Raw genomic sequence first — 6,301 nt, 5'->3', positions numbered from 1 at the left:
ATTATCTTAGCGTTTGCCGTTTCTTGAGCGGCTATATCACTGACACTCACTTTGTCATAATGTTTGGCAACGAGCTCTCCAGGCGAGCTAATAAAAAACTCTTCCACTTTATATGGGTTGGAATAGCTTGAACCTGAAACATAACCGAAGTTTGCTTGGGCACCACTTGACTGCATTACTAGCCTACCCGAAAAACGAGATGGCTCAATATTGAAAATATGTGTTGAGCCACTTGTTTTTGGGTCTGGGCGAAATGCCCAACGTAAACTGTCGTCGATTGAGTCATCAAACGGACAATTCACGACCTTTGCCCAATCCCAAGATGTGGTATCCGTCACCGGATTACGGTAACAAACTTTGTAACCTTTGGGCTCACCCCAATTGGAAAAGAACGTATTTTTATGGACGTTATAGAAATTCTTATACGCCCTCAATTCACTGTCTTTACCAAAATAGACGTTGCTGGCAGCCGTTGGATAAAGGCTGTGATTTTGAGGAATGGGTTTATTGGCATAAACGTCTAAAGAAAACTGGGTATACCCTGGGGACTGTCTGACGATCATCTCTTGTAAATTTTGAACGGTGACCAACGGGTAGATCGAGTCGATCACAACCAAGTTGTCTGGGGTAACCGACACCGCTTGATTTCTTAAAGTCACATTCCCCGTTTTTAGACGTGCCCCAAGTCGAGAAAAGTCGGTATACCAATTTTGCCGTGTATTGTTGATGTCACAGATATCCATGTATAACAACCCGCCTCCTTCAGGCACGGTCAGGCATTCGTACCCCAACGGCCTTCTTGTAACAAGCTGACCATATTCCGTGTAAGTCCAAAGGGTGTCTGGTCGACCACAATCCGATATGGCGGCATAGTCGACTAATATTGCACTCGGAATCAAACAACCATTGTTTAAGCCAATTTTTATCTTGTGCTGTTCTAAGAATACTTCTGGGGGGACTAACGCTTGGGGGGGAGCACTGGGTGCCGATGTGACGAAACTACTTGCCACCATGAAAGGGAGAGCAAAACTGAGCTTGGTAAAAGTGTTCATGACAACCTCCCGTTGCCTATCGCTGGTTTACTAAACGAGCATTCAGAAACGGGTCAGATCCTAATTCACTGCAACAGGTTGTGCCAATAACTTAGTAACATATAAAATGATTTATAAAAACCCATGATTATATAAAAGATACATATAACCCAAGGTAATTGGTACAATGTTTTTTATGCATTTAAAGACTTAAAATCTGACTTTTAATAGTCTTAAGAGATATAAATAGTACTTATATGAAAAAAAATTCTATTGGCTAAACAAGAAACCTGTCGGATGACGATGAAGATGGAAGGGAGGCATGCCTCCCTGTATGAACTCAAGAGAAGTCCAAGATGCGCTAAACGACATTCGAACCCGCGAAGTCTTGTTTCCGCAGAAGTTTGGCTTTTTGAAACGGGAATTTGATCTAAGGGTTCGTCTTCATACTTAGACGCATTCGATGACTTGAATGTATCAATGTTCATAAAATACCCCCCTTAAGAAGCAAGATAGATTAAAAACAACTTGAGATAAAAAAGCTCAGCACCACAACAATACTTTGGTTGCCTCACCACACTCAGTCTTATCGATTTAAACAAACGGACTGCTTCTCGAAATACTCAACGATCCGCCAAATACTATCCACTATGGTGACTGTCGTACATAATCAGTGCCGCCCCCATAAGAATAAAGATCAACCCAATCAGTTTGGTTACCGAAATGGGGTGATGGGGCATACCGAACAACCCAAAGTGGTCTATGGCAACTGACAGTACAACCTGCCCTAGGAAGACAAAAAGAATCGATACCGACACCCCCAACCTCGGGAAGGCAATGAACATAAGAAAAATGTAAAAGAAACCAATACAACCTGATGCCCACATCCACCAGTCTGAAACCTGAAACTTCAGCAAGACATTGTGTTTATTAATGATCAAGGAAAAAAAGAGCGATATGATTGCCCCTCCAAAATACAGAATGAATGTGGCATCAACTTGATCAATCGCCAATTTGCTTTTTAGCGCATCCGTCATGATAGCTTGGATCGGAATGATGCACCCTCCCAAAAATGCAAACAAAAAATACGGGAGAAGCGGGCTACTCATGCAGTTCGAAGTTCCAGTGATTTCCAGAATTGGGTGAGTAAGCAAATCATGGAAATGAACCCAGACTTGAACACCGTCAGCTGAGCAGGCGTCTTGAGTAAATCGATAAAGGTCTGACGTAAATCCTCTGCGTGTCTGGCTTCGGTCCCATCAAAGTGAACATCGTAAAATCGACTGACCAGCCCCCAATCGTCTTTGCATTTTTCTCGGTTTGCTAAGTGACCACGATACATTCGCTGCAGTTGAGGTAGAGCATGCACTTCCTGAGCAAAGCAAGCTCCCAACATTTCATAGCTATTGTTGGAGAACAGCAGCAATGATGCGTCTTTCAGGTGAAGCGTCTCAACGCTAGGGGTATAGAAACCAAGGGGAACCCCGTAAACGTGCTTAAAATAGGTATGGCAGGACGTGTTAAATAGGTTAGCGTGCGGATCACTTTTTACCTCTCCGCCTTCTCCTGATTCGTCGAGGATATTGTGCTCCAACGCTGATATAACGGGATCCAGTTTCGGGCTCTTTTCACTCTTCAAACGCTCCAACCCCACCTGAAGGCGAATTTTTGTAGGCTCAAGCCATGTCGCCACATTGGAGTAAAAGGTTTGGTAAGCCTCTGGGGAGAAGTTTTTCAAGTTGTCTGAGACAGACATCAGATAGCGGTTATTGGCGCTCTCAACAGCAGCGGTCTCTAGTTTTTCCAATTCAATATCCATATGCCAACCTTTTAAAGTGAATAACAAAAAGAAGATTATGTCACTCGGTTAACAACAAACATCTATCCTAGACATGCAAAACTTACACAGCGGTACTGACGCCCTTTAGTCTTTTTATAAGTGTTGAACAAAAAATGATCAACAGAAATTTTATAAAATATTTTTATAAAAATGCAATGCTAATGCCTTGCTCTTATATTGGAGGGATAAACTAGGTAGGGGGAACGACAGCAGCGTCAACAACGACTATACGTGAACACCTTAACTATGACCGCCATAAAGAAAGCTGGTGACAACCAGCTTTCTCTTGTAACCATAAAAAATCACGTGTTAGAAAGCTCTTTAGCCGTGTTATCTAAATCAGAGGCAGACATCTCGATTTGCCCAATGGAATCTGCCATGCTACTTGACATGTCATTGATTTGAGAGAGGCTTTCATTAATCATATTCGACACTTTAGACTGTTCATCCGTGGACTGCGCAATTTCCGAATTCAATTTATAGATCACCCCTGTCGTTTCTTTGATTTTATCAAAAACGTCTCCAATTTTATCGATGCCCGATTGCGCAGTTGACATTAACCCTGCTGCTTGGTTTATCGTCCCCCCCATTGTGCTTGTTTTTTCTTGCAGGCTCGCAATGATTTCCTCAATTTCGTTGGTTGACTCCTGCGTTCTCTGAGCAAGTGAACGTACCTCATCGGCCACAACCGCAAAACCACGACCTTGTTCACCCGCTCGCGCTGCTTCTATCGCAGCATTCAATGCTAACAGGTTGGTCTGTTCAGCAATCGATTTGATCACATCCAGCACGCCTGAAACCTGAGCACTCTCAGAAATCAACCCTTCCATCGCCTTTTGAGTTTGCGAGAATTCGGTCTGCAGCGTCGTCATGGAGTCTACTGCCGTTTGCATCGAAGATTGTCCTTCACTGACATTCTTATCATTTTGCGACGCTTCATTTTCGGCGTGAACCGTTACATCAGTGACTCGCGTCAGCGCTGTAGACATTTCTTCGACCGCCACTAAAACGGAATTCGTTTCTTGTGTTAGATTGTCTGAGTTTTTCCGACTTTCTAATACCACTTGATGGGTTTGAGTCGCTAAATCTTGAACACGTGAAGAGACTCGGTATGTCATTTCTTTGTTTTGACTCAAAGAATCAAGCATGTTGTTTATTTGAGATGCGATCTCTCCAAGCTCCCCTTGATCTACGTTAGTTATTCGAAGGTTTATATTCCCGCTGGCTTCAATGTCTCTGAGCTGATTACTCATTAGGGTCACGGGGCGAGATACCGCGCGAGTAATCATCCAAAAACCGATTAGTGCCGCCACTAACATCAATACCATCAAGAGCAATGTGATCATTACCGATTTGTGCAACGAATTAAAATCTTGGAGCAAATGCTGATAAGTCCGACTTTCCAACTCAGAAAAAAAACCGTCAATGGGTTTCATGATTTTAGCTTTCTCTACATGGTACTGTTTACTGTGAAGTAATTTAGCGGCCATACCTGTGTCTGGTTCTGATCGAACACTGTACTGTCCCGTGTTAGGATTTTGAAAAAGACCTTTCACCGCATTCATGGCTTTCACTTCCAGATTAACCAGCGCATCAGAATTGTTTTGAGCCTCTTTTAACAGCGAAAACTCTTTGTCAGAAAAACCAAGATCTTGCATGCGTTGTTGTATAGACACTGTCCGGCCATCCGGCTTGGGTTTTTCACCATAATTGATCACCAAATCCCAATAGATTTGATGGTATTTTTCAGGCAGGGGCTTTTCACCGTTACGAATGGCAAGGATGTCCATGTACATGCTTTCGTAATCATCGTTACCCGTTAGCGCATACGTTCTCGCCAAACGCGTCAGATCATCCGAACTTTGTCTTAGTTCATCGGCAACCTGATACGACTGGTAACGAGTTTCTGACGTTGATTTAAGTTTGTCAGCAGAGCCCAAAATCGTCCACCCCAATGCTATGGTTATTATTGCAATCATCGCCATGGAGCCAAATACGTATGCCATTATTGATTTTGTTTTCATTAAAGTCTTCCTTTCTCACACTTGCTATCAATTACAACTCTAATCCAAATTTAAGAATAGGCTAATATTCTACATACGCCATTCCTTTGTCCATAAATTGATAATCGTGTAAGCAATTGTTTGGACGTACCATTGTTGGATCTCACTCAAGGTTTCCAACGGCTATTAGAAAACAGGATACTCATCGAGCCTACCACCTTAAAAAGTGTGATTGTGCGTATGGAAGAAAGTAAAAAAAAACCCGTCGGTAAGACGGGTAGGAGAAGTGACTCAAAGTTTATAACACGACTTTACTTAAAAAATCATAGTCGCGTATTTCTTAAACCGCAATCTTGTTTACGGTAACGAATGGTGCAAGGGCGCGCGTGAGAGAAGTGAAGCGGCCAGGTTTTGGTTGAGGTGAAGACCGTGAACGCTTTCCTTGCCGTAACGTAAACGCTGTCGAATCGATCGCCTTAGGGCACTGGGATCCAGCAACAAAGAAGGATAACGTTGGTTAAAGCGGCGTACCGCTTTTTTGACCATGACCATCAATTGCGCATCCCGCCCCTTCCACGCCAACCAGTACGCCGTCATCAACTGTTGTCGCCTATCCAGTACGTGCCGTTCGTAAGACTTGAGCGCTCGATTGGTGTCGTACTGTTTCATCAAATCGCTGTCCGACAGACCGCTTGCCTGTAGAGCCAGTTCGACCCACGTGAACGCTGACGCCTCCTTGTACGCCAGCCCTTTGTTGTTGAGCGCCCCTTCTTCGTGATATCGGTACGCTTTCATCGGATCACGGACAAACTTTGGCATCACCATTTCGACGCCACGCCAGTACTCCCCTTGCGCCATTTTCTCACTGCCCCGGATCCCCGAAAGTACAATGCCCCCTAATACCGGTCCCGCTACCTGCCGAGCGTAAAAGCTCCATATTTGTTCGCCGTCAAGGTCGCGAGTCGGATCTCTGATCCACAATTGGTCAAGCGAAATACGGGGGGATAACCCAGCCCCCCCAACACCGTAAAGTATCCCATCAACCAGAGTTTTATTGCCGAGCGCGTTATAGAGATATCGTTTAAATTCCGTTTCCGCATCCCAAGGCACATCGTCGTCTCCCAAAGCTGCATTCAATGCATTCGCCATCCCATACACTAGGGAAAGGGGCAAGGCCGAAACGCCCCCTAACAACGAGGTCATGGCAAGGGTACCCACCAATTGTCGTCGAGCTTCTGTCCGCATCTCCTTGTTCATCCCGCGCATAGACAAGTACGCGTTGCGCATCAAATAGTACGTCATGCTCTGGCTGTACTGCTTAAATTGGGTCAGTACCTTCATGAATGGCGGCTGCATGTATCTGGCCCGATTGGCATTGGTGTAATCGAAGTGCGCTTTCCACGTGGCGTCTTCCGCGAAATGGGTGG

Annotated in this window: 5 protein-coding genes; all 5 read right to left on the bottom strand. The window is 44.5% G+C overall.

The window, feature by feature from the left end:
* Window positions 1–1,052, bottom strand: a 1,052-nt coding sequence (locus VPNCDNU1_RS28195; RefSeq protein ID WP_145959502.1) for a ricin-type beta-trefoil lectin domain protein, incomplete at its 3' end; no start/stop codon positions are given.
* 620 nt (window positions 1,053–1,672) lie between these two features.
* Window positions 1,673–2,140, bottom strand: a complete 468-nt coding sequence (locus VPNCDNU1_RS28190) for a DMT family transporter (RefSeq protein ID WP_104403452.1) — start codon at window positions 2,138–2,140, stop codon at window positions 1,673–1,675.
* The gene (locus VPNCDNU1_RS28185; RefSeq protein ID WP_104403451.1) at window positions 2,137–2,850 is read right to left on the bottom strand and encodes a DUF3865 domain-containing protein; all 714 of its coding nucleotides are present in this window, start codon (window positions 2,848–2,850) and stop codon (window positions 2,137–2,139) included. Before VPNCDNU1_RS28185 ends, VPNCDNU1_RS28190 begins: the two co-directional genes overlap by 4 nt.
* A gap of 323 nt (window positions 2,851–3,173) precedes the next feature.
* Window positions 3,174–4,895 carry a methyl-accepting chemotaxis protein gene (locus VPNCDNU1_RS28180; RefSeq protein WP_104403450.1) on the bottom strand — a complete coding sequence of 574 codons (1,722 nt, stop codon included), beginning with the start codon at window positions 4,893–4,895 and terminating at the stop codon, window positions 3,174–3,176.
* Window positions 4,896–5,231: 336 nt separating this feature from the next.
* Window positions 5,232–6,301: PLxRFG domain-containing protein (locus tag VPNCDNU1_RS28175; RefSeq protein ID WP_145959501.1), on the bottom strand; the 1,070-nt coding region annotated here is incomplete at its 5' end.

Origin of the sequence: Vibrio penaeicida (assembly GCF_002933855.1) — a bacterium.
GTDB classification, from domain to species: Bacteria; Pseudomonadota; Gammaproteobacteria; order Enterobacterales; family Vibrionaceae; genus Vibrio; species Vibrio penaeicida_A.
Note: the sequence above shows the minus strand (reverse complement) of the source record. Positions and strands in the feature narration are given on the sequence as shown.